This is a genomic window from Thioalkalivibrio sp. HL-Eb18 (assembly GCF_000364985.1).
In the GTDB taxonomy this organism is placed as follows: domain Bacteria; phylum Pseudomonadota; class Gammaproteobacteria; order Ectothiorhodospirales; family Ectothiorhodospiraceae; genus Thioalkalivibrio.
In genome coordinates this window covers 71,962-94,535 of sequence record NZ_KB822972.1, presented here as the reverse complement: position 1 = coordinate 94,535, position 22,574 = coordinate 71,962, and the positions used below count along the sequence as shown (strand labels likewise).

Sequence of the window (22,574 nt, the reverse complement as noted above, 5' to 3'; positions counted from 1 at the left end):
GGCGACGCGGCACCACCAGCACCACCCGGTACTCGAACAGGGGAAGATCCCGAACCCGCCGCAGCGTCGTCTCGTGCACCTGACGCGTCCGGTGGCCGCAGCGTTCGCAGTGCATCCACTGCCGCGTCGGCTTCAGGTGCAACTCCAGCGTGCCGCCCGCCTCGTCCGGCCATACCGCACGTTCCAGCCGATAGCCTTCCCAGCCGCCCAGCTTCTGCAGCGTCTTCTTGTCCAGCATCCCCCTCTCCCGTGTCCAACCCGGCTCCACGCGAGATTACGATGCCCTTCAGCGCACGAATACCTCCCCGGTATCCTTCGATGAACCAAAAAAGAGGGCGCCGTGGAGGCGCCCTGAAAGCCAACATCCTTGAGTCCTGGGAGACTGTTGTTGTCGGCGTCGGAGGAGACACTTTGGGGGTTCGACCCGGCCCTCCAGGCCGAACCCCTACTCGCGTTTCGAGTGTTTACTGCTTCCCGGTGAACTCCGGGTAGGCCTCGAGGCCACACTCGGTAATGTCGGCACCGATGTCCTCGTCCTCTTCGCTCAGGCGAATGCCCATCACCGCCTTCAGGATCGCCCAGACGATCAGGGAAGCCGTGAAGACGAAGGCGAAGATGGCGAGCAGGCCCGCGATCTGGCCGAAGAAGGTCGCGTCCGGGTTGGACAGCAGCACCGCCATCACGCCCCAGATACCGGCGGTACCGTGCGCGGAGATCGCCCCGACCGGGTCGTCGATCTTCAGCTTGTCCAGCGCGACGATCGAGAACACCACGATCACGCCACCGATGGCACCGATGATCATCGCCAGGAACGGGCTGGGCATCAGCGGCTCGGCGGTGATGGACACAAGACCTGCGACCGCGCCGTTCAGCGCCATGGTCAGGTCGGCCTTGCCGAACACCAGACGGGTGGTAATCAGGGCGGCGACCACACCCCCGGCCGCGGCCAGGTTGGTGTTGGCGAACACGGCGGCCACGGCGTTGGCGGACTCGATGTCCGAGACCTTCAGCTCCGAACCACCGTTGAAGCCGAACCAGCCCAGCCACAGGATCAGCACACCCAGGGTAGCCAACGGCATGTTGGAACCCGGGATCGCGTTGATCTGGCCGTCCTTGCCGTACTTGCCCTTGCGCGCCCCGAGGAGGATCACACCGGCCAGCGCCGCGGCGGCACCCGTGAAGTGGACAATGCCGGAGCCGGCGTAGTCGAGGTAGCCGATCTGGTCGAGGAAGCCCTCGCCCCAGCTCCAGAAGCCCTGGATCGGGTAGATGAAGCCGGTCAGCACGACCGCAAAGGCGAGGAAGGCCCACAGCTTCATCCGTTCGGCCACGGCACCCGAGACGATGGACATCGCGGTGGCCACGAACACGACCTGGAAGAAGAAGTCCGCACGATCGGAGTAGTAGATGTCGCCACCGCTACCCAGCACCTCGCCTACGGCATTGTCACCGGTGATCAGGAAGCCCAGGCTCGGGATCACGGAGCTCAGGCCATCGCCGTACATAATGTTGTAGCCAATCAGCATGTACATGATGCTGGCGATCGAATAAAGGGCGATGTTCTTGGTCGCGATTTCGGCGACACTCTTGGTGCGCACCATCCCGGCCTCGAGCATAGTAAAGCCCGCGGCCATCCACATCACCAGTGCACCGGCCACCAGAAAGTAAAAGGTGTCCATCGCATAGGCGAGTTCGACAACTTGTTGTTCAATTTCCATGATTGAAATTCCTCATTCGATGGAAGAGCGAAAACCCTTAAAGGGCTTCCGGGCCGGTCTCGCCCGTGCGAATACGCACGACCTGCTCCACCGGGGTGATAAAAATCTTTCCGTCGCCGATCTTGCCCGTGCTGGCAGACTTGGAAATGGCCTCGACCACCTGATCGACCAGGTTTTCGTCGACAGCCACTTCCAGTTTCACCTTGGGCAGAAAATCGACCACATATTCGGCACCGCGATAGAGCTCGGTATGGCCGCGCTGACGACCAAAACCCTTGACTTCGGTCATGGTCATCCCTTGCACGCCGATCTCCGAGATCGCCTCGCGAACATCATCAAGCTTGAACGGCTTGATCACGGCGGTAATCATCTTCATGTCGGGCTCCTTGGGCGGGGCCGCCGAATGGCAGCCCCGCGGTTACTTGAGTGGAAAAGCCGGGTTTAGAACGTCTTGGTCCAGCCCACCCAGGCGCCAACGTCCTCGTCGGATTCGTCGACGTATTCGAGGTTGAAGCTGAACTCGCCCCAGTCGCCGGCATCGCGCGCGAGACTGGCGGTGTAGTGGGTGTAGTTGTCGAGATCGGAGTCATCGAAGTTGGTGCGACCCACGAGGAAACCGGCGCTGTAGACATCCATGAACGGGATGTCCAGACCGGCGTAGTAATACATGTCCTTTTTCTCGAGCGCCGAGTCGCTGCTGTCATTCACGACATACGCCATACCGGTGTACAGCCCAACCGGCCCCGTATCGAACGAAACCTCGCCATAAACTTCCCCGAAATCGGCGCTCAGGGAACCGCTGTCGTCGCGGGCATCGGGATAGGCGTAGTACAGGTAGCCAACGTCGTAGCCGAAGCCATTATCGAACTCGTCGGCGAAACCGAGATAAAGATCCATCTCGTAGCTGGTGTCGTCCCCAAAATCGACATTGGAGAGCCAGGTACCAACATAGAAACCGGACTCATGTTCGTAATCAATGCCGCCCTGGATTGCGGCGCCATCATCGGTTTCGGAATAACCGCGGAAGTAGTAGTTGGAGACTGCCCCAATGTTCACGGAAAGCTCCGCGGTGGCAGTCGAGGTAAAGGCCACACCGCCGGTGGAGCCGACAGTGACAATGGCGGCGGCCAGCGCGGAACGAGTGAACTTCTTCATATTGTGTTCTCCCAGTTGTGCAATCGAGTGTCGCGTAGTCGACACCCGGTCCTTGCACGGGCCGTGCCATATCGGGAAAACGGAGCCAGATCGGCTTTTCACAACACCTGTTGCGGTAGAACGACGCAGGCGCGCACGAAAACGGTGCGCACTAAAAGTGCACACGCACCATATTGGTTCAATAAATGAGGGATCTGTGACCGGCCGCACGGCCGGGGTCGAGGCGAACTAGGACAGGAACAGACGCAAAAGGATCAGGCGGAGGCCGGGAGGGTGCCGCGTTCGACCACAATACCCACCTCGGCCACACCGGCGACCGCACCGGGCTTGCCCAGTTCGATGCGCACCCACGGGGTGCGAAACTCGGCCATCAGGGCCTCCGCGACCTCCTCGGCCAGGGACTCCAGCAAGGCGTGGGGTTCGCGGGTGACGATCGCGCGTACCGCGTTGGCCACGGCCTCGTAATCGACCGTGTCGGTAATCTCGCCCGAATGGGCGGCAATACGCGTGTCGGTGGCCAGCTGGATATCAAAGCGCAGGGGGCGCTGGATGCGCTGCTCCCAGTCATAGACGCCGACGACGGCATCAATGCGCAGATCCTTGAGGTAGATTCGATCCATCTCGTACCTTCGCGGTCCGGCCGTGGTGGCCGGCGCCTATCGTACTGGCTTGCCCACAACAGGTACACCGAACCGCTATCATGGCGCGGCCGCTTCCGAAGGACACTCCCGATGCCCGAGCGCTTTCACGATCTGCCCTGGCCAGACAATCCGGATGGGTCCCCCCGAAGGGTGGGCGTGGAGATCGAGATGGCCGGCGTCTCGCTCGAATGCATGGCCGAGGCGATCCGCGCCGAGTTCGGCGGGCAGGTCCGCTGTGAAAGCCCGTTCGTCGCCCGGGTCTGCGATACGGACCAGGGTGATTTCCAGGTCGAGCTGGATGCCAGGGTACTGAAGGACCGGGCATACCGCAGCCACCTGCGGCGGCTGGGGATCGAACTCGACGATTCCGACGAGGCCGCGCTGGACCGCTGGCTGGCCGATGCCGCCGGGCGGCTGGTACCGCACGAGATCGTCGCACCGCCGATAACGGCCTCGGCGCTTCCCCGCCTGGATCGCGTTCGGGCCGCACTGCAGGAAGCCGGTGCCCTTGGGACAGAACGCTCGCTGCTCTACGCGTTCGGGCTGCAGCTCAATATCGAGATCCACAGCTCCGAGGCCGCCTGGATCCTGGATGTCCTGCGGGCCTTCCTGCTGCTGTACGAGATGCTGGCGAACGCGGGCGAGATCGACCTGGCGAGACGCCTGTCCCCCTACATCCGCGCATTCCCCGGCACCTTTGTACGCGAGACCCTGAACCCGGACTTCCACCCGGACCAGGGCGAGCTGATCGACCATTACCTCGCGCACAACACCACGCGCAATCGGCCGCTGGACATGCTGCCGCTGTATGCCGAACTGGACCCGAAACGTATCGACGCGGCCCCGGTAGAACATGAGCTGGTCAAGGCCCGGCCCGCGTTCCACTATCGCCTGCCTAACTGCGAGATCGATGACCCCGAATGGAGCCTGGCCCACCCCTTTAACGGCTGGGTCGAAGTGGAACGGCTCGCCGCGGACCGGGAACGGCTGCAGCGAATGAGCCGTGAATACCTGGAACGCCCCACCCAGGCACTGGGCCGCTGGGCCGACGACTGGGCCAGGAAGCTGCGTGGCTGGTTCTGAATACGACGCCATGAGCCACACCGGGCCGGTTCGGCGTCCGGTGGTCGCAATCACCGGCCCCGACCAGGGCGGGGGCCCGACCTGGCTGTTCACCGCACTGGCCGTCTGGCGCGCCGGCGGACGCCCCCTGCGCGTACGCCCCGGCAAGCCGCGCCCCCATCGAACATTCGACGCGCTGGTGGTCGGGGGCGGTGCGGACGTTGACCCCGAACTGTACGGGGAGTCGCTGCCTCAGGGCCCGAATCCGGAGGCCATTCGCGGCGCGGAACGCCGTCTGTCACAACGATTGATCGGGTATCTGTTCTATCCCGCGCTTTGGTTACTGCGCCGATTGTTCCAGTCGCACGGCGGCGTGCTGGACGTCGAGCGTGACCGTCTGGAAAAGGCGCTGATCCATCGCGCGCTGGACGAGCACCGCCCGATACTGGGCATCTGCCGCGGGATGCAGCTGATCAACGTGGTGCGCGGCGGGACGCTACAGCAGGATCTGGCCGAGTTCTATGTCGAGACCCCACAGGCCCGCAGCCTGCTGCCGGTCAAGCCGGTCATGCTCGACGGCCGTAGCCATCTGGCCGAGATACTGGGCGCGGACACGATCCATGTGAACGCGCTGCACAATCAGGCGGTGGACCAACTGGGCCAGGGGATACGGATCGTCGGGCGCGAGGAGACAGGTGTCGTCCAGGCGATCGAGGCCGAACACGGCTGGTGTATCGGCGTGCAGTGGCACCCCGAATACCTGCCGCAGAAGACCCGCCACCAGCGCCTGTTCCGGGCGCTAGTAGCGGCCACGCAGTCGGCCTGATCAGGCTTCCAGGGCTCGAGTCGGGCCAAAGAACTCGAAGAAACAACGCTCGTCCGGCACGCCCAGTTCACGCAACTGCTGACGGACCTGCCGCATGAAGGGCGTCGGACCCAGGAAATACACGTCGACCTCGGTGCGATGGGGGAGCCACTCGGCGAGCTTGTCCCGGGTCAGGAAACCGGTCGCGTCGGCAACATCCTCGTTGGCAGGCTCGCTGTAACAGAAGTACGGGCGCAGGTGATCGTGCTCGCGCGCCCGCGCCTCGACCTGTTCGCGAAAGGCATGGACACCGGCGTGGCGAGCGCAATGAATGAAGTGCACCTTGCGTCCGGCCTGCAGTGCCGGGTCCAGCATGGCCATGGTCGGGGTAATCCCCACACCCGCCGAGATCAGGGCCAGCGGACGGTCGCTTTCGCGCAGGACGAAATCACCGGCCGGCGGGGTGAGCTCCAGCACACCGTCCTCCTGGATGCGGTCGTGCAGAAAGCGCGACACCCGGCCCTCCGGCTCCCGCTTCACGCTGATGCGCAGCCCGTCCGCACCCGGCGGGATGGAGAGCGAGTAGTTTCGGCGCAGTTCTTCGCCATCAATGTCGACCTTCAGCCCGATGTACTGACCGGGCTGGAACGGGGGCACCGGACCGCCGTCCCGGGGCTCCAGATAGAAGGAGGTGATCTCCTCGCTCTCCGGCACCTTGCGACGCACGACAAACGAACGCAGCCCGCGCCAGCCACCCGCCCGCGCCTCGGCCTGCCGATAGGCATCCTCCTCGGCGGCGATCAGGATATCCGCCAGTTGCTGGTAGGCCGCGCCCCAGGCCTCCAGCACAGCATCGGTCGCAACCTCCTCGCCCAGCAGCTCGCGCATGGCCCGCAGCAGGCACTCGCCCACAATGGGGTAGTGCTCCGGCTGGACCTGCAGCGACACATGCTTGTTCACGATCTGCCCGACCAGCGGGCCCAGGGCCTCCATCTCGTCGATATGCCGCGCGTACTGCAGCACCGCATTCGCCAGTGCCCGCGCCTGCTGGCCGCTCGCCTGATGGGCCTGGTTGAACAGCGGCCGCACCTCGGGGTAGTCGCGGAACATGATGCTGTAGAAGTGGCGGGTCAGGTCCTCGCCCCCGGATTCCAGGATGGGGACCGTTTTCTGGATGATGGCCTTGTGGTCGTCCGACAGCATGTACCTCTCCATTTGTTGCATTAGATGCACAGCTTTATACGGGAACGGTTCCCTGCCGTCAAACGATGTGCTCTGTATGCACTTTAAATGCGCATACCGGCACCACAGGCCTCTGCCTTTGTCACGGTGGTAAACTGCGCGCCCGCATTCCTGAACAGCCAGAACCGCCATGGATACCCAGACGGCCCATTCCGTAGCCCATGTCCTGATCGAGGCGCTGCCCTATATCCAGCGCTTCGCGGGCAAGACGATCGTGATCAAGTACGGCGGCAACGCCATGACCGAGGACCACCTGAAGGCCTCGTTCGCACGCGACATCGTGCTGCTCAAGCAGGTGGGCGTGAATCCGGTGGTGGTGCACGGCGGCGGCCCGCAGATCGGGCAGCTGCTGGAACGGCTGGGAAAACAGACAGAGTTCGTCAACGGCCTGCGCGTGACCGACCGCGAGACCATGGACGTGGTGCAGATGGTTCTTGGCGGGATCGTAAACCAGGAGATCGTCTCGCTGATCAACCGCTTCGGCGGGCGCGCGGTGGGCCTGACCGGCAAGGATGGCCAGATGATTCGCGCGACCCCCCTGCGCGACTATGGCGCAGCCGAGGGCCAGCCGACCGTGGACCTGGGGCATGTGGGCGAGGTCGAGGGCGTGGACCCTGCGATCGTGCACACGCTGGACGAGAGCGACTTCATCCCGGTGATTGCACCGATCGGCTTCGACCGTGACGGCAAGGCCTACAACATCAATGCGGACACCGCGGCAGAAAAGCTCGCCGTGGTCCTGGATGCGGAAAAGCTATTCCTGCTGACCAATACCCCGGGCGTACTGGACGGCAACGGCGAACTATTGCCCAAGCTGACGGCCCCGGAGGTCGACGAGATGATCCGCGACGGCACCATCCACGGCGGGATGATCCCGAAGATCCGTTGCGCGCTGGATGCCGTGCGCAGCGGCGTGAACGCCACACATATCGTGGATGGCCGGGTGGAACACGCGGTGCTGCTGGAGCTTCTGACCGACGAGGGCGTGGGCACCCTGATCAGTCGTTAACGGGGCTGTCGACACCAGGAGTTGATTTACGGAAAGCTTCTAGCCTTCGCCGTCGATCACCAGCCGCTGATAGTCCTCGCGGTCCAGATCCAGCCGTTGCTGAACGGATGACAGTCGGTCTTCCTGCCCCTGCCGGTAGGCACGTTCGCGGGCAATCCGATCTTCCAGATCATCAAGCTGGACCTTGAACCGCTCCCGTGACGACGCCGATTCGCTGTCGGCATACTGCTGACGGATACGTTCGCGTTCCCGCAACAGCGTCGTTTCCTGCGCCTCGGAACGCGCGATATCCGCACCAATGGCCGCCTCGCGACGCGCGCGCAGTTCTTCGATCTCGTCCAGATTCTCGTAGGCCTGACGCAGCTGACGCTCGCGCGACGCCTGGTCGGCCCGCGCCTGGCGCGCGGCCTCCAGCTCCTGCTGCGCCTGTTCCTGTTCGGCCCGGGCCTGTTCACGCTCCTCGGCGGTAGGGGGAGCGGGTATGATCTCCCGCATCAGGCCGTGGGAATCAAACACGCGCCGCTCGCGCTGGCTGGCCTCGGGCTGCGGGGTGTTCGAGTAGTGCACGGTGCCGTCATCATCGACCCAGCGATAGATATCCGCATGAGCCGGCAGCACCAGCGCCAGCACCAGCACCAGCAGCCCCCAAAAAACGCCGCGCCACCACACGAAACCGCGCTTTCCGCCCCCTGACATGACCATACTCGAACACCTCGGCCTGCTTTTCATCGCCATCCTGGCGAATGGATTCTCCGCCCTCGCGGGCGGCGGAGCCGGCCTCTTGCAGTTGCCGGTCCTCATTTTCCTGGGACTCCCTTATCCCGTTGCCCTGGCCACACACAAGATCGCCACCGTTGCGCTGGGCGCCGGGGCCAGTCTGCGGCACCTCAAGCAAAGCACATTCGAACCGGCGCGCCTAGCCGTCATTCTTGCGGCCGGTCTTCCCGGGGTGCTGATCGGTGCCTGGCTGGTATTGGGCATACCCCCGCGGGCCGGCGAGATCGCCCTGGGCCTGCTGACGATCGCCCTGGGCTGGTACTCCTGGCGCCGGCCACAGCTGGGCCAGGCCGTGCGCGAGACCGACAAGACCCTGCAGCATGCCCTGATCGGCGCGCTGGGCCTGTTCATCATCGGCATCCTGAATGGCTCGCTGGCCTCCGGCACGGGGCTGATGGTGACGCTCTGGCTGGTGCGCTGGTACGGCATGAGCTACACCCAGGCCGTCGGATATACCATGGTGCTGGTGGGGCTCGTCTGGAATGGCGCCGGGGCCCTGCTGCTCGGCACCTTCGGCACGGTCCAGTGGGACTGGCTGCCGGCACTGCTGATCGGCAGCTTCATCGGCGGCTATCTGGGGGCGGCCCTGGCCCATCGCTACGGCAACCGGCTGGTCAAGCGCACCTTCGAGGTGGTCACCGTGCTGACCGGGATCGCGCTGCTGGCCCCGGTGCCCTGATCAAGGTCGAAACACGGACAAAAAGAAGCCCCGCACGGGGCGGGGCTTCCTTCAACACCAGATCAGCAAGGCCGATCAGGCGGACCGGGCCTCGCGCTCGGCCCTGGCTTCCGCCTTGGCCTCGTCGCTGTCGTCGTAGCCGATGTTCGGCGCGAGCCAGCGCTCCGCCTCCTCGAACGACATGCCCTTGCGCTTGGCGTAGTCCTCGACCTGGTCGCGGTTGATCTTGCCCAGACCGAAGTAGCGTGACTCCGGATGGGCGAAGTACCAGCCGGACACAGCCGAGACCGGCAGCATCGCGTAGCTCTCGGTGAGCGTCATGTCCGCGTGCTCGTCGGCCTGCAGCAGTTCCCAGAGCGTGCCCTTCTCGGTGTGCTCGGGACAGGCCGGATAGCCCGGGGCCGGGCGAATACCCTGGTATTTCTCGTCGATCAGGTCTTCGTTCGCCAGCGCCTCGTCCGGGACATAGCCCCAGTAGTGCTTGCGCACGTACTGGTGCATGCACTCGGCAAAGGCCTCCGCCAGACGGTCCGCCAGGCTCTTCACGAGGATCGCGTGGTAGTCGTCGTTGGCCTTCTCGAACTCCTTGGCCTTGGCATCAACGTCACCACCGGCGCTGACCGCAAACGCGCCCAGGTAGTCCGGGCCACCGGCCTCCTTCGGCATCAGGAAGTCGGCCAGCGAGTGGCTCGGCTGACCACGGCGCTTCTCGGTCTGCTGACGCAGGTGGTGCAGCTTCTTCAGTACCTTGGAGCGGCTCTCGTCGGTGTAGACCTCGATATCGTCGTCATTGACGGTGTTCGCCGGGAAAAAGCCGACCACACCGCGCAGGGTGACCCACTTCTCCTCGATCATGCGCTCGAGCATCTCCTGGCCATCCTTGAACAGCTTGCGCGCCTCTTCGCCCACCTTCTCGTCATCGAGGATGCGCGGGTAGGCAGCGTGCAGCTGCCAGGAGTGGAAGAACGGCGTCCAGTCAATGAAGTTCTTGACCTCGTTCAGGTCGAAGTCGTCGAAGCGCAGCAGCACGGAGCCGTCGCCATGCGGGTGCAGCAGCTTCGGCTCGCCCGGCAGCTTGTCGGTCTCCAGCGCCTTCGGCCTGGTCGGGGTGTAGCTCGACCAGTCGATCTGCGGCTTGTTGGAACGCGCCTTCTCCAGGGTGACCCACTGGGTCTTCTTCTTGCGCCCGGCGTTCTGCACGCGCAGCTTCTCGTACTCCTCGCGGATCTCGGCAGCGTACTTCTCGCGCAGCTCGGGGCTGATCAGGCTCTGGGCCACACCCACTGCACGCGAGGCGTCTTTCACCCAGACCACCGGGCCGGAGTAGTTCGGCTCGATCTTGACCGCGGTGTGGGCGCGCGACGTGGTCGCGCCCCCGATCATCAGTGGCGTGGTCATGCCTTCGCGTTCGAGATCGGCGGCGAAGTTGGCCATCTCCTCCAGCGACGGGGTGATCAGCCCGGACAGGCCGATCACATCCACGTCATGTTCCTTGGCGGCCTTCAGGATCTCGGCGCCCGGCTGCATCACGCCGATGTCGATGACCTCGAAGTTGTTGCATTGCAGCACCACGCCGACGATGTTCTTGCCGATGTCGTGGACGTCGCCCTTCACCGTGGCCATCAGGATCTTGCCGTTGTTCTCGGTGCCGGTCTTCTCGGCCTCGATGTACGGGATCAGGTGGGCCACGGCCTTCTTCATCACGCGGGCGGACTTGACCACCTGCGGCAGGAACATCTTGCCCTCGCCGAACAGGTCGCCGACCACGTTCATGCCATCCATCAACGGACCTTCGATCACCTGGATCGGACGGTCGTACTGCTGGCGCGCCTCTTCGGTGTCCTCGACCACATAGGTGTCAATACCCTTGACCAGCGAATGCTCGAGGCGCTTGGTGACGTCCCATTCGCGCCATTCAAGGTTCTCTTCCTTCTTGCCGCCGCCCTGGCCCTTGTACTCCTCGGACAGGTCCAGCAGCCGCTCGGTCGCATCGTCGCGACGGTTCAGGACCACGTCCTCGACCGCTTCCTTCAGCTTCTCGTCGATGTCGTCGTAGACTGCCAGCTGGCCGGCGTTGACGATCCCCATGTCCATGCCCGCCTTGATGGCGTGGTACAGGAACACCGCGTGGATCGCCTCGCGCACCGGCTCGTTGCCGCGGAAAGAGAACGACACGTTGGACACGCCACCGGAGACCAGCGCGTGCGGCAGGTCGTTCTTGATGCGCCGGGTGGCCTCGATGAAGTCCACACCGTAGTTGTTGTGCTCCTCGATACCGGTGGCGACCGCGAAGATGTTCGGGTCGAAGATGATGTCCTCGGCCGGGAAGCCGACCTTCTCGGTCAAGAGCTTGTAAGCCCGGGTGCAGATCTCGACGCGGCGGTCCTCGTTATCGGCCTGGCCGTCCTCGTCGAAGGCCATGACCACGATCGCGGCACCGTAACGACGGCACAGCTGGGCCTGCTTGATGAAGTTCTCCTCGCCCTCCTTCATGGAGATCGAGTTGACCACCGGCTTGCCCTGCACGCACTTCAGGCCCGCTTCGATGATCTCGAACTTGGAGGAGTCGATCATCACCGGGACACGGGCGATGTCGGGCTCGCCAGCCAGCAGGTTCAGGAAGCGAACCATCGCCTCCTGCGACTCCAGCATGCCCTCGTCCATGTTGATGTCGATGATCTGGGCGCCGCCCTCGACCTGGTTCAGCGCGACTTCCAGCGCGACATCGAATTCCTCGTTCTGGATCAGACGCAGGAACTTGCGCGAGCCGGTCACGTTGGTGCGCTCGCCGACGTTCACGAACAGCGAGTCGTCGGTGATGTTGCACGGCTCGAGGCCGGACAGGCGGCAGGCCGGGGCGATCTCCGGCACCTTGCGCGGCGGGTGCTTCTCCACCGCCTCGCGCATCGCACGGATATGCTCCGGCAGCGTGCCGCAGCAACCGCCGATGATGTTCAACAGACCCTGCTCGGCCCAGGGGCCGACGTCCGCGGCCATCTGCTCCGGGGATTCGTCGTAGTCCCCGAATTCGTTCGGCAGGCCCGCGTTTGGGTGCGCGGACACATGGGTGTCGGCAATACGCGACAGCTCTTCGACGTACTGGCGCATCTCTTTCGCGCCCAGCGCGCAGTTCAGGCCAATGGAGATCGGGTTCGCATGGCGCACGGAGTTCCAGAACGCCTCGGTGGTCTGGCCCGACAGGGTACGACCGGAGGCGTCGGTGATGGTGCCGGAGATCATGATCGGGAGGTCCTTCCCGAGCTCGTCTTCCAGCGTCTTCACCGCGAAGATCGCGGCCTTGGCGTTCAGGGTGTCGAACACGGTCTCGATCAGCAGCAGGTCCACGCCGCCCTCAACCAGTGCTTCGGCCGCTTCCTTGTAGGCCTCGACCAGGGTGTCGAAGTCGACGTTACGCGCGCCCGGGTCGTTCACGTCCGGAGAAATCGAGGCCGTACGGTTGGTCGGGCCGAGGATGCCGGCGACAAACCGGGGCTTGTCCGGGGTCTTCTCGGTCCAGGCGTCGGCGGCCTTGCGCGCGAGCTTCGCGGATTCGCGGTTCAGCTCGGGGACCAGATCCTCCATGTGGTAGTCCGCCATCGCGATGCGGGTACCATTGAAGGTGTTGGCCTCGATGATGTCGGCACCGGCCTCGAGATAGTCGTTGTGGATCTGCTCGATGATGTCCGGACGGGTCAGGGACAGCAGGTCGTTGTTGCCCTTCAGGTCGGACTCCCAGTCCTTGAAGCGCTCCCCGCGATAGTCGGCCTCCTCCAGCTTGTACAGCTGGATGGTCGTGCCCATCCCGCCGTCCAGGATCAGGATGCGCTCTTTCAGCGCCTTCTCGATGTCGTTTCGCGTTGCCGTCATGTGCGGTACACCATTGTGTTGAATGGATTCATTGTTGTGGCCGGCTTCCAAGGCCGGCGGGAACCCGCCCTGCAGGCCGAGTTCCGATGTTGCTGTGCAGGTCCGGCCTCCTGCTTTTGCGCCGGTCGCGAGTCGTGTCACGATAGCGGCATGCAGGAGCACCCGATCCGTTGGTTTGTTACGGCCCCGCAGGCCTGTCCCTATCTGGGCGACCGCGAGATGCAGAGCCTGCTGGTCGACCCCGCGGTCAGCCTGGGCGGGGCACGCTACGGGCAGCTGCTCGCCGAGGGCTTTCGCCGCAGTGGCCAGTTCGTCTATCGCCACCACTGCCCGACGTGCGCGGCCTGCGTTCCGGTGCGTATCCCGGTTGCGGACTTCGCACCCAGCCGCAGCCAGCGCCGCTGCCTGAAACGCAATCATGATCTCGCGGTCACGATTACGCGCCCCCCGGACCAGCCCGGGCACACACCCTGCGCAGACCTGGACGAGCACATGCCGCTGTTCTCGCGCTATCTCGCCCATCGCCATACCGGCGGCGGCATGGAGCGCATGGGGCGCGACGATTACGCGGGCATGCTCAGCCACCGCAACGGTCCGGTGGATATCCTCGAATTCCGCCGGGACCACAACCTGGTGGCCGTTGCGCTCACCGACCGCACCCCACAGGGGCTGTCGGCCATGTACAGTTTTTTCGATCCGGAGACCCCGGATCGCGGCCTGGGCACCCTCGCCGTGCTTACGCAGATCGCGCATGCTCGGCGGCTGCGCCTGCCGCATGTCTATCTCGGGTACTGGATCGACCAGGCCCCGAAGATGGCCTACAAGACCCGCTTCCGGCCCATCGAGGGCCGGGTGAGCGGAGTCTGGAAGCGGCTGACGGCCCGCCCGTAGCGGACGCCAGCCCTCCCGCCCAACTTACTCGGCCGGCTTGCGGAAGCGGAAGATGCCCCAGGTCAGATAGCCCGACTGGCCGCCGTCCACCCAGTGCTGCAGACCCTGCTTCATGCGGTCGATGTAGTCCTGGGAGATATAGCCACGCAGTTCCTCTTCACGCGACTCCAGCTCCTGCTTCACACGACCATAATGTGTCGCGATCTGGTTGGAGTGCTCCTCGAAGCTGACCTCGTAGAGGCCCGCTTCCTTGGCCGCCTCGCGATACAGCGAGGGGCTGGCCAGCGAGTCGAGGTGGATGCGGGCCAGGATGGGATCGAGCACGCCATCCGGGCAATTGTCGGTCTGCATCGGATCGGTAAAGATCAGCCAGCCGCCCGGCTTCAACAGGCGCGCGGCCTCCTTGATCACTTCCTTTTTCTTGTCGTTCTGGCTGTGCAGGAACGAGTCCTCCGACCAGATGACATCGTAGGAGGCATCGGGCTCGTCGACCTTTTCGAAGGAGCCGTCGACTACGGTGATCTTGTGGTCGAGATGACGCGCCTTGTTGATCTCGCGATCCCGCTCGTTCTCCTTCTCGGAGAGGTTGAGCGCGGTCACGTCACAGCCGTAGTTCTCGACCAGGTAGCGGGCCACGCCACCATACCCGGCGCCCATGTCGAGCACGCGCCATTCCGGCTGCGGCTCGCCGAGCAGGTCGGACATATGCGCGACGGTGCGCCGGCTGGCGTCACCGATCGGCTCACCCTGGTACTCGTACATACCGATGTGGAGGTCTTCACCCCCCCACACCAGCTTGTAGAAGGTATCGGCGTCTTCGCTGTTGTAGTAATCGCGCGCCGTCTCGACGACGTCGGAATACTGGTTGCTCATCGGTTCTCGTCCTCGATGTAACGCTTGTCGGCGACGTGAATGAAGAAGTCCGGATCCGTCTCGCGGTAGGTTTCCTGAAAATCGCCGTAGGTCTCGATCTGCTGGAAGCCGACCTCGCGCATCAGGCGACGCACGTAGGCCTTGCGCAGCGGGAACATGTTCAGGAAGTACTCGGAGCCATCCGGGAAGCGATACTGGAAGCGAGCCAGGCCTTCATCCACATGCGCCGGCTGCACCTGAACGTCGTCGCCGCAGTAGTAGTACGTGTGCTTGGACGAGTAACCGTGGTCCATGATGGTGTCGTAGTTGCGCTGATCGAGGATCAGCACGCCATCGTGATTCAGGGCGGAGTAGAACTCGGCCAGGGCCTTGCGGCGGTCATGTTCGTTGAACAGGTGGGTAAAGGAATTACCCAGGCAGACCACCGCGTCGTAACGGCCGTAGATGTCGCGGTTCAGCATGCGCCAGTCGGCCTGCACGGTGCGCAGGATGTGGCCTCGCTTGCGACCGTTCTCGAAGGCCTTCGCCAGCATCTCCGGGCTGCCGTCGGCAGTGACCACATCGAAACCCGCCTCGCGCAGCTGCACGGAATGGAAGCCGGTACCGGCCGCTACATCCAGCACGCGCTTGGCGCCGCGCTTTTTCAGCTCCTCGATAAAGAAGGTGCCTTCGCTCTTGGCGCGGTTGTCCCAGTCGATCAGGTCATCCCACTTGTCAACGAAACCGGTGGTGTACTCGTTGCGATAATTCTCGGTATCGCGACGCTCGGTCGGCTTCTCGCCGAAATCCTGATCATTCTTGATGTTCGCGGACATGCTGATTCCTCTTGGCTGTGCTGCGTTATTCACGCGGTCCGGCCGACCTTCGGCCGAACCGCCGGAACCAAGCCCACCGGACGCCGTCGCGCACCTCGCTCGGGCGGCACATCGACGATGATCCGGACCGGGCTGACTGCGCCCGGCGATCAGGCGTCCTATCCCACAAGCGCGTTGTCGGGCAGCGCCTGCGGCCGGCCGAAGCCGGTTTTCCCTCGCATCCGGAAGGGCAATCGGGCCCGGATGCCGAACCGTGGTCTGGCGGGCCCACCCGCCTGGTTCGAGGAAACGGTAACGGCGCCTCGCAACGCGTCGGGTCGCGGGCGATTGGTTCCGAAATCGTTTTTATACCCTGAAGGTTTTGCACAAAAATTACAAGTTGGCGGCCGCCATGCGGCGGGGCCTGCGCGGCCACCCAAGCCGGCCAGCTTCGCTATAATGGGGGTTTTTGATCCGACCCCAAGGGAAACACTGATTAAGGTACACGCTCGCGTTGGTACCCCAGGTTTTCCGAGGCAAGGCGCGTCGTGCAGCGGGTAGTGGTTCTACCCGCAAGCGGTGCAACGCAGGATCGGAAAACCTGGGGTACCAACCCCACAAGTCATTCAATGCAGGGGCTCGGCCGCTTTTGCGCGGGAACGGCGTTGCGGCTCCCTTGTGCAGAATGACTGCACGGCAGTCGCCGCGCCTTGTTCGCACGCAAAAGCGACTCGAGCGCGAGCGTGTACCTTAAACAGTGTTTCCCTGGAGCCCCGAATGACCGCCAGCCGCCCCGTCCGCCGAGCCCTGTTATCCGTATCCGAAAAGACCGGCGTGGCCGAGCTCGCGCGCGCCCTGCACGAGCGGGGCGTCGAACTCCTGTCCACCGGCGGCACCGCCCGCCTGTTGGCCGAGGAAGGCCTGCCGGTGACCGAGGTCTCGCAGCACACCGGATTCCCCGAGATCATGGATGGCCGGGTGAAGACCCTGCACCCGCGCATCCACGGTGGCCTGCTCGGGCGGCGCGATATCGATGCCGCGGTGATGGAGCAGCAGGACATCCCGCCGATCGACCTGCTGGTGGTCAATCTGTATCCGTTCGAGGCCACCGTCGCCCGCCCCGGCTGCACGCTGGAGGACGCGATCGAGAACATCGACATTGGCGGGCCGGCGATGCTGCGCGCGGCGGCCAAAAACTATCGCGACGTGGCCGTTGCCACCAGCCCGGACCAGTACGGTGCCATCGTCGATGCCCTGACCGAGCACGGCGAGGTCCCGGCGCGTCTGCGCTTTCGCCTTTCGGTGGCGGCCTTCGACCATGTCGCCCGCTATGACGCGGCGATCAGCAACTACCTCTCGGCGCTGGACGAGAACGGCGAGGCCGAACCCTTCCCGGGTCAGCTCAATGCGACCTTCGAACGGGTCGAGGCGCTGCGCTACGGCGAGAATCCGCACCAGCGCGCCGCGTTCTATCGCGATCCCACGCCGGCACCCGGCTCGCTGGCCAGCTACCGCCAGCACCAGGGCAAGTCCCTGTCCTATAACAATCTGGCCGATGCCGACGCTGCCTGGGAATGCGTGCGCCAGTTCGAGGCCGGGGCCTGCGTGATCGTGAAACACGCGAACCCCTGCGGCGTTGCCGTCGCCCCGACCCAGCTGATGGCCTACGAACGCGCCTTCCAGACCGACCCCACCTCGGCGTTCGGCGGCATCATCGCCTTCAACCGCCCGCTGGATGGCGACACCGCACATGCGATCGTCAGCCGCCAGTTCGTGGAGGTCGTGATTGCCCCGGAGATCACCCCGGGTGCACTGCGCGCCCTCGCCACCAAGAAGAACGTCCGGGTGCTGGAGATTCCGCCGGCCGCCACAGCCCCGAGTCTCGACTACAAGCGGATTGGGGGCGGGCTGCTGGTGCAGGATGCCGACCGCGGATCGCTCGCGGATGTGGAACTGAAGACCGTGACCGCGCGCGCCCCTTCCGAGCAGGAGACCCGGGACCTGTGCTTCGCCTGGCAGGTCGCGAAATATGTGAAGTCGAATGCGATCGTCTATGCGCGAGACGAACAAACCATCGGGGTGGGCGCCGGACAGATGAGCCGGGTCTATTCCGCACGGATCGCGGGGATCAAGGCCGCCGACGAGGGGCTGCAGGTGGCCGGCTCGGTGATGGCCTCGGACGCCTTTTTCCCGTTCCGCGACGGCATCGACGCGGTGGCCGAGGCCGGAATCACCGCTGTGATCCAGCCGGGCGGCTCGATGCGCGACGACGAGGTGATCGCCGCCGCCAATGAGCACGACATCGCGATGCTGTTTACCGGCATGCGCCACTTCCGACATTGATCCGGGACCCATCATGAATGTACTGGTAATCGGGAACGGCGGCCGCGAGCATGCCCTGGCCTGGAAACTCGCCCAGTCCCCGCGCGTGCAGCGCGTGCTGGTCGCCCCCGGCAATGCCGGCACCGCGCGCACAAACAAGTGCGAGAACCACGCGGTGGACGTCACCGACATCGATGGCCTGCTGGCCCTGGCCGAGCGCGAGGACATCGCCTTTACCGTGGTCGGCCCGGAGGCGCCACTGGTCGCCGGTGTGGTAGATGCCTTCCGCGCGGCCGGGCGCCGCTGCTTCGGCCCCACGGCGAAGGCGGCACAACTGGAAGGCTCCAAGTCCTTCGCCAAGGACTTCATGCAGCGCCACGGCATCCCCACCGCCGCCTACGGAAGCTTCGAGGACGAGGCGGCCGCACTGGACTTCATCCAGGCCCACGGGGCTCCGATCGTGGTCAAGGCCGACGGCCTGGCCGCCGGCAAGGGCGTGATCCTCGCGCAGACCGAAGACGAGGCCTGCGCTGCAGTGCGCGACATGCTGGCCGGCAACGCCTTTGGCGAGGCGGGACATCGCGTGGTGATCGAGGAATTCCTGCGCGGCGAGGAGGCAAGCTTCATCTGCATGGTGGACGGCGAGCATGTGCTGCCACTGGCCTCCTCGCAGGACCACAAGGCCCGCGACGACGGCGACCAGGGCCCGAACACGGGCGGCATGGGGGCCTACTCGCCGGCCCCCGTCGTCACGGACGAACTGCATGCGCGTATCCTGCGGGAGGTCATCGAACCCACCGTGCGCGGCATGGCCGAAGACGGCGAACGCTATACCGGCTTTCTCTATGCCGGCGTGATGATCGACGCCGATGGCAATCCGAAGGTGCTGGAATTCAACTGTCGTTTCGGTGACCCGGAGACCCAGCCGATCCTGAGCCGCCTGGAGTCGGACCTCGCCGACCTGGTCGAGGCCGCGCTGGACGGGCGCCTCGACCAGATCGAGGCCCACTGGGATTCCCGCGTGGCTCTGGGCGTAGTACTGGCCGCCGGGGGCTACCCGGGCGCCTACCGCAAGGACGACGCGATCACCGGACTCGAGTCGGTGGAGAACGACCCCGAGGCTTACGTATTTCATGCCGGGACCGCCACGCGCGACGACGGCGCGGTCGTGACCGCCGGGGGCCGCGTGCTCTGCGTCGTGGGCCTTGGAAGGGACGTAAGATCCGCTCAAAAAAAGGCCTACGAGGCCGTGCACCGGATCCACTTCGAGGATATATACTGCCGGACAGATATCGGCTATCGCGCCGTCGCTCGCGAGGGGTAACCCCGGACGGCGGCTCAACCCTTTTTTTGGAGACCATCTGATGGCCGCCCCCGAAGTGACACACCTGCCCCACCTCCCCAACGACGTGGAAGGCCTGCGGCAATCGATTCGCGATGCCGTCGTCCGCGTGGTGGGCGAAGACCCGCGCAAAGCCACCCACCGTGACTGGCTGGAGGCCCTGGCCTTCGCCATCCGCGAGCGCATGGTCGAGCGCCGCCTGCTGACCCGCCGTCAGTTCGCCGAAGAGGACGTCAAGCGCGTCTACTACCTGTCGATGGAGTACCTGATCGGGCGCATGCTCGAGGCGAATCTGCGCAACATGGGCATCCTCGACGAGGCGCGCCAGGCGATGAGCGATCTCGGCGTGGAGCTCGACCAGATCCTGGATCTCGAGGACGACGCGGCCCTGGGCAACGGCGGCCTCGGCCGACTCGCGGCATGCATTCTGGAGTCGCTGGCTACCCAGGGCTATCCCGGCTATGGCTATGGCATCCGCTACGAATACGGCATGTTCCGCCAGGAGTTCGAGCCCTACCGCCAGGTGGAGCATCCGGACAACTGGCTGCGGTACGGCAACCCCTGGGAGTTCCCGCGCTCGGATCGCAAATACTCGATCCACTTCTACGGCCACGTGGTCGAGCACCACCATCCGAACGGTGAGACCCGTTACACCTGGGAAGACGGCGAGGAAGTCCTGGCCATGGCCTACGACTATCCGACCGCGGGCTACGGGCGGCGCAACGTGAACAACCTGCGCCTGTGGGCCGCCAAGGCGACCCGCGACTTCGACCTGCGCTACTTCAATGAAGGGGATTACATCCGGGCGGTCGCGGACAAGAACGAGTCCGAGACCATCTCCATGGTGCTCTACCCGAACGACGCCACCGCGATCGGCAAGGAACTGCGCCTGAAGCAGGAATACTTCTTTGTTTCCGCCTCGCTGCAGGACGCCCTCGAACGCCACCTGGGGCTGGGCTACCCGCTGGACGCCCTGCCGGACAAGGCCGCGATCCAGCTGAACGACACCCACCCCGCGATCGCCGTGGCCGAACTGATGCGGCTGCTGGTCGACCACCACGAAGTGCCCTGGGATCGCGCCTGGGATCTGACCCGGCGGACCTTCGCCTACACCAACCACACCCTGATGCCCGAGGCGCTGGAGACCTGGCCGGTCCCGCTGATGCAGCATGTGCTGCCGCGCCACATGGGCATCATCTACCAGATCAACCACGAGTTTCTGGAAGAGGTCCGGCACCGCTACCCGGGGGACAACGACCGCCTGGCGCGCCTGTCGATCATCGACGAGGAAGGCGAGCGCCGGGTCCGCATGGCGCACCTGGCGGTGGTCGGCTCGCACCACATCAATGGCGTCGCCGCGCTGCACACGCGCCTGCTGCAGGAGACCCTGTTCGAGGAGTTCTTTGAGCTCTGGCCGGAACGCTTCGTCAACGTGACCAATGGCGTGACGCCACGACTGTGGATGATCCAGTCCAATCCGGCCCTGACCGAGCTTTTGGGCCGGCGTATCGGCAACGACTGGCAGTACGACCTGGAGCGCCTGCGCGCACTGGAACCCTACGCCACCGATTCGGAATTGCAGCGGGAATTCATGGCGGTGAAGCGCGCCAACAAGGTCCGGCTCGCGGACCTGGTGCGCGAACGCACCGGCGTGGAGCTGAACCCGGACGTGCTGTTCGACGTTCAGGTGAAGCGCATCCACGAGTACAAGCGCCAGCTGCTGAAGCTCCTGCACGTGGTGGACCTCTACCGCCGCATCCGCGCCGGCGAGGACATCCCGCCGCGGGTGGTGCTGTTCGGCGGCAAGGCGGCACCGGGCTACGTCCGTGCCAAGGCGATCATCCAGGTGATCAACGAAGTGGCCGACATCGTGAACCACGACCCGGCCGTCGGCGACCGCCTGAAGTGCGTGTTCTTTCCGAACTACGAAGTCAGCGCCGCCAGCATCATCATCCCGGCCGCGGACATCTCCGAGCAGATCTCCACCGCCGGCTTCGAGGCCTCCGGCACCGGCAACATGAAACTGGCCCTGAACGGGGCCCTGACCATCGGCACGCTGGACGGCGCCAACATCGAGATCCGCGATGCGGTTGGCGACGAGAACGTCTTCATCTTCGGGATGACCGCCGAGGGTGTAGTCGAGCACCGCGCCCGTGGCGAACGACCATCCGCCATCCTGGAGCGCACACCCGGCCTGGCAGCCGCAGTGGACATGATCGAATCGGGGTTCTTTACCTGCAACGACCCGGATACCCACCGCGAACTGGGGCGTTACCTGCGCGAGGACGATCCGTTCTTCGTGCTGGCCGACTATTCGGCCTACGCGGAGGCCTGTGAACGGGCCGATGCCCTGTACGCGGACCCGTCCGCCTGGGCCGAGGCGGCGATCCACAATGTCGCTCGCATGGGCTTTTTCTCCATCGACCGCACGGTGCGCGACTACGCCAACCAGATCTGGGACGTCACCCCGGAACCGGTGGCCCCCTCCAAGACCAACGGGGCCGCGTGAACGGTCAGTGTGCCGCGGGTTCGGGGGCGATCGCGCTGTAGATCGCGGAGTAGTCGGCGTCCGCCAGCCCGTGATCCTGCGCCTGCTCCAGTAGCTGTGCCAGCAACGGGAGCCACGGGCCGATCAGTTGCGCGTCCTCCGCGGCGCGTTCGACTAGCCGCACGTCCTTCAGCAGGTGCTTGACCGGGAAGTTTGCGGTACCGAAGTCACCGGACAACATCTTGTCCAGCTTCTTGTCGAAGGTCGGCGCATACAGCGCCGACTCGCGCAGGATCTCCATGAAGGTGTCGACCTCGGCCCCCTCTCGGCGGACCAGCCCCAGACTCAGAGAGAAGGCTGCAGTCAGGCTGGCGATCAGCTGGTTGAACGCGAGCTTCAGGGCCGCGCCCTGCCCCACCGGACCGACATGCCGCGGGTTCTCGCCCAGCGCCGCGAGGACCGGACGCGCACGCTCGAAATCCGCCTCCGTATCGGCGCCGGCCATGACCAGCAACCGCCCTTCACGCGCTTCCGGTATCGACCCCAGCACTGGTGCCTCGACATAACAGGCCCCGGAGCGGCGCAGGTGCTCGGCCAGCTGGCGGCTCTCGGCCGGCAGAATCGTCGCCATCTGGATCACACAGCGCCCGTTCAACGCGCCTTCCGGCAACGTCCTCAGCACTGCCTGGATTGCGGCGGCATCGGAGAGCATCAGCACCAGGGTATCGGCCCCGGCGACGGCCGCCGCCGGCACGGTGTGTACCGTCACCCCCTCGCTGGCCAGGTCGCTGGCACGCTCCGGGGTGCGGTTGTAGGCCTCGACGGAAAAACCGGCGCGCAAAAGACGCAGGCCCATGGGTTGCCCCATGAGCCCGCAGCCCAGCAGCGCCACGCGGGACGCAGCCATAG

The 22,574-nt window shown here is 64.8% G+C and carries 19 protein-coding genes; 8 read left to right on the top strand and 11 right to left on the bottom strand.

Going from position 1 to position 22,574, the window contains the following annotated elements:
* From F813_RS0110550 to folB, 5 genes are all read right to left on the bottom strand, one after another.
* A partial coding sequence (locus F813_RS0110550; RefSeq protein WP_017926526.1) for a transposase family protein occupies positions 1-238 on the bottom strand: 238 nt, incomplete at its 3' end.
* A 226-nt stretch (positions 239-464) separates the two neighbouring features.
* Positions 465-1,718 carry an ammonium transporter gene (locus F813_RS0110545; protein ID WP_017926525.1) on the bottom strand — a complete coding sequence of 418 codons (1,254 nt, stop codon included), beginning with the start codon at positions 1,716-1,718 and terminating at the stop codon, positions 465-467.
* A 37-nt stretch (positions 1,719-1,755) separates the two neighbouring features.
* Positions 1,756-2,094: a P-II family nitrogen regulator gene (locus F813_RS0110540; RefSeq protein WP_012981610.1), complete on the bottom strand. Its 339-nt coding sequence runs from the start codon at positions 2,092-2,094 to the stop codon at positions 1,756-1,758.
* Between the two features lie 65 nt (positions 2,095-2,159).
* Positions 2,160-2,873, bottom strand: coding sequence for a TorF family putative porin (locus F813_RS0110535; RefSeq protein WP_017926524.1), 714 nt, complete (start codon positions 2,871-2,873; stop codon positions 2,160-2,162).
* A 254-nt stretch (positions 2,874-3,127) separates the two neighbouring features.
* Positions 3,128-3,493: a dihydroneopterin aldolase gene (folB, locus tag F813_RS0110530; protein WP_017926523.1), complete on the bottom strand. Its 366-nt coding sequence runs from the start codon at positions 3,491-3,493 to the stop codon at positions 3,128-3,130.
* Between the two features lie 111 nt (positions 3,494-3,604).
* On the opposite strand from folB, the gene F813_RS0110525 reads away from it, so the two are divergent.
* Positions 3,605-4,597, top strand: a complete 993-nt coding sequence (locus F813_RS0110525; protein ID WP_017926522.1) for an amidoligase family protein — start codon at positions 3,605-3,607, stop codon at positions 4,595-4,597.
* Positions 4,598-4,607: 10 nt separating this feature from the next.
* A complete protein-coding gene (locus tag F813_RS0110520) occupies positions 4,608-5,402 on the top strand; it encodes a gamma-glutamyl-gamma-aminobutyrate hydrolase family protein (RefSeq protein WP_017926521.1) in 795 nt (264 codons plus the stop codon).
* Here F813_RS0110520 and hmpA read toward each other — a convergent pair whose 3' ends face one another.
* A complete protein-coding gene (gene hmpA / locus F813_RS0110515) occupies positions 5,403-6,584 on the bottom strand; it encodes an NO-inducible flavohemoprotein (RefSeq protein WP_017926520.1) in 1,182 nt (393 codons plus the stop codon).
* 169 nt (positions 6,585-6,753) lie between these two features.
* Between hmpA and argB the strand changes: the two genes are divergently transcribed.
* Entirely contained in the window at positions 6,754-7,632 is an 879-nt protein-coding gene (gene argB / locus F813_RS0110510; RefSeq protein ID WP_017926519.1) for an acetylglutamate kinase, read from the top strand.
* 39 nt (positions 7,633-7,671) lie between these two features.
* Here the strand turns inward: argB and F813_RS0110505 are convergent, their stop codons facing one another.
* The gene (locus F813_RS0110505; protein WP_231289550.1) at positions 7,672-8,328 is read right to left on the bottom strand and encodes a DUF4124 domain-containing protein; all 657 of its coding nucleotides are present in this window, start codon (positions 8,326-8,328) and stop codon (positions 7,672-7,674) included.
* Here F813_RS0110505 and F813_RS0110500 point away from each other — a divergent pair.
* Positions 8,327-9,088, top strand: a complete 762-nt coding sequence (locus F813_RS0110500; RefSeq protein WP_017926517.1) for a sulfite exporter TauE/SafE family protein — start codon at positions 8,327-8,329, stop codon at positions 9,086-9,088. The two genes, F813_RS0110505 and F813_RS0110500, sit on opposite strands and share 2 nt — an antisense overlap.
* Before the next feature lie 75 nt (positions 9,089-9,163).
* On the opposite strand, the gene metH is transcribed toward F813_RS0110500, so the two are convergent.
* On the bottom strand, positions 9,164-12,955 hold the full coding sequence (metH, locus tag F813_RS0110495) for a methionine synthase (protein ID WP_017926516.1): 3,792 nt from the start codon (positions 12,953-12,955) through the stop codon (positions 9,164-9,166).
* Positions 12,956-13,105: 150 nt separating this feature from the next.
* Between metH and F813_RS0110490 the strand changes: the two genes are divergently transcribed.
* A complete protein-coding gene (locus tag F813_RS0110490) occupies positions 13,106-13,846 on the top strand; it encodes an arginyltransferase (protein ID WP_017926515.1) in 741 nt (246 codons plus the stop codon).
* 24 nt (positions 13,847-13,870) lie between these two features.
* Here F813_RS0110490 and F813_RS0110485 read toward each other — a convergent pair whose 3' ends face one another.
* Positions 13,871-14,719, bottom strand: coding sequence for a methyltransferase domain-containing protein (locus F813_RS0110485; RefSeq protein ID WP_017926514.1), 849 nt, complete (start codon positions 14,717-14,719; stop codon positions 13,871-13,873).
* Positions 14,716-15,534, bottom strand: coding sequence for a class I SAM-dependent methyltransferase (locus F813_RS0110480; RefSeq protein WP_012981594.1), 819 nt, complete (start codon positions 15,532-15,534; stop codon positions 14,716-14,718). The genes F813_RS0110485 and F813_RS0110480 overlap by 4 nt, the downstream gene beginning before the upstream one ends.
* Positions 15,535-16,290: 756 nt before the next feature.
* Between F813_RS0110480 and purH the strand changes: the two genes are divergently transcribed.
* Genes purH through F813_RS0110465 form a run of 3 tightly spaced genes read left to right on the top strand, consistent with a single transcriptional unit; the run spans position 16,291 to position 21,686 of the window.
* A complete protein-coding gene (purH, locus tag F813_RS0110475; protein WP_017926513.1) occupies positions 16,291-17,856 on the top strand; it encodes a bifunctional phosphoribosylaminoimidazolecarboxamide formyltransferase/IMP cyclohydrolase in 1,566 nt (521 codons plus the stop codon).
* Between the two features lie 13 nt (positions 17,857-17,869).
* Entirely contained in the window at positions 17,870-19,159 is a 1,290-nt protein-coding gene (purD, locus tag F813_RS0110470) for a phosphoribosylamine--glycine ligase (RefSeq protein ID WP_017926512.1), read from the top strand.
* 40 nt (positions 19,160-19,199) lie between these two features.
* The gene (locus F813_RS0110465) at positions 19,200-21,686 is read left to right on the top strand and encodes a glycogen/starch/alpha-glucan phosphorylase (RefSeq protein WP_017926511.1); all 2,487 of its coding nucleotides are present in this window, start codon (positions 19,200-19,202) and stop codon (positions 21,684-21,686) included.
* A 4-nt stretch (positions 21,687-21,690) separates the two neighbouring features.
* Here F813_RS0110465 and F813_RS0110460 read toward each other — a convergent pair whose 3' ends face one another.
* On the bottom strand, positions 21,691-22,572 hold the full coding sequence (locus F813_RS0110460; protein WP_017926510.1) for an NAD(P)-dependent oxidoreductase: 882 nt from the start codon (positions 22,570-22,572) through the stop codon (positions 21,691-21,693).
* Positions 22,573-22,574 lie beyond the last annotated feature (2 nt).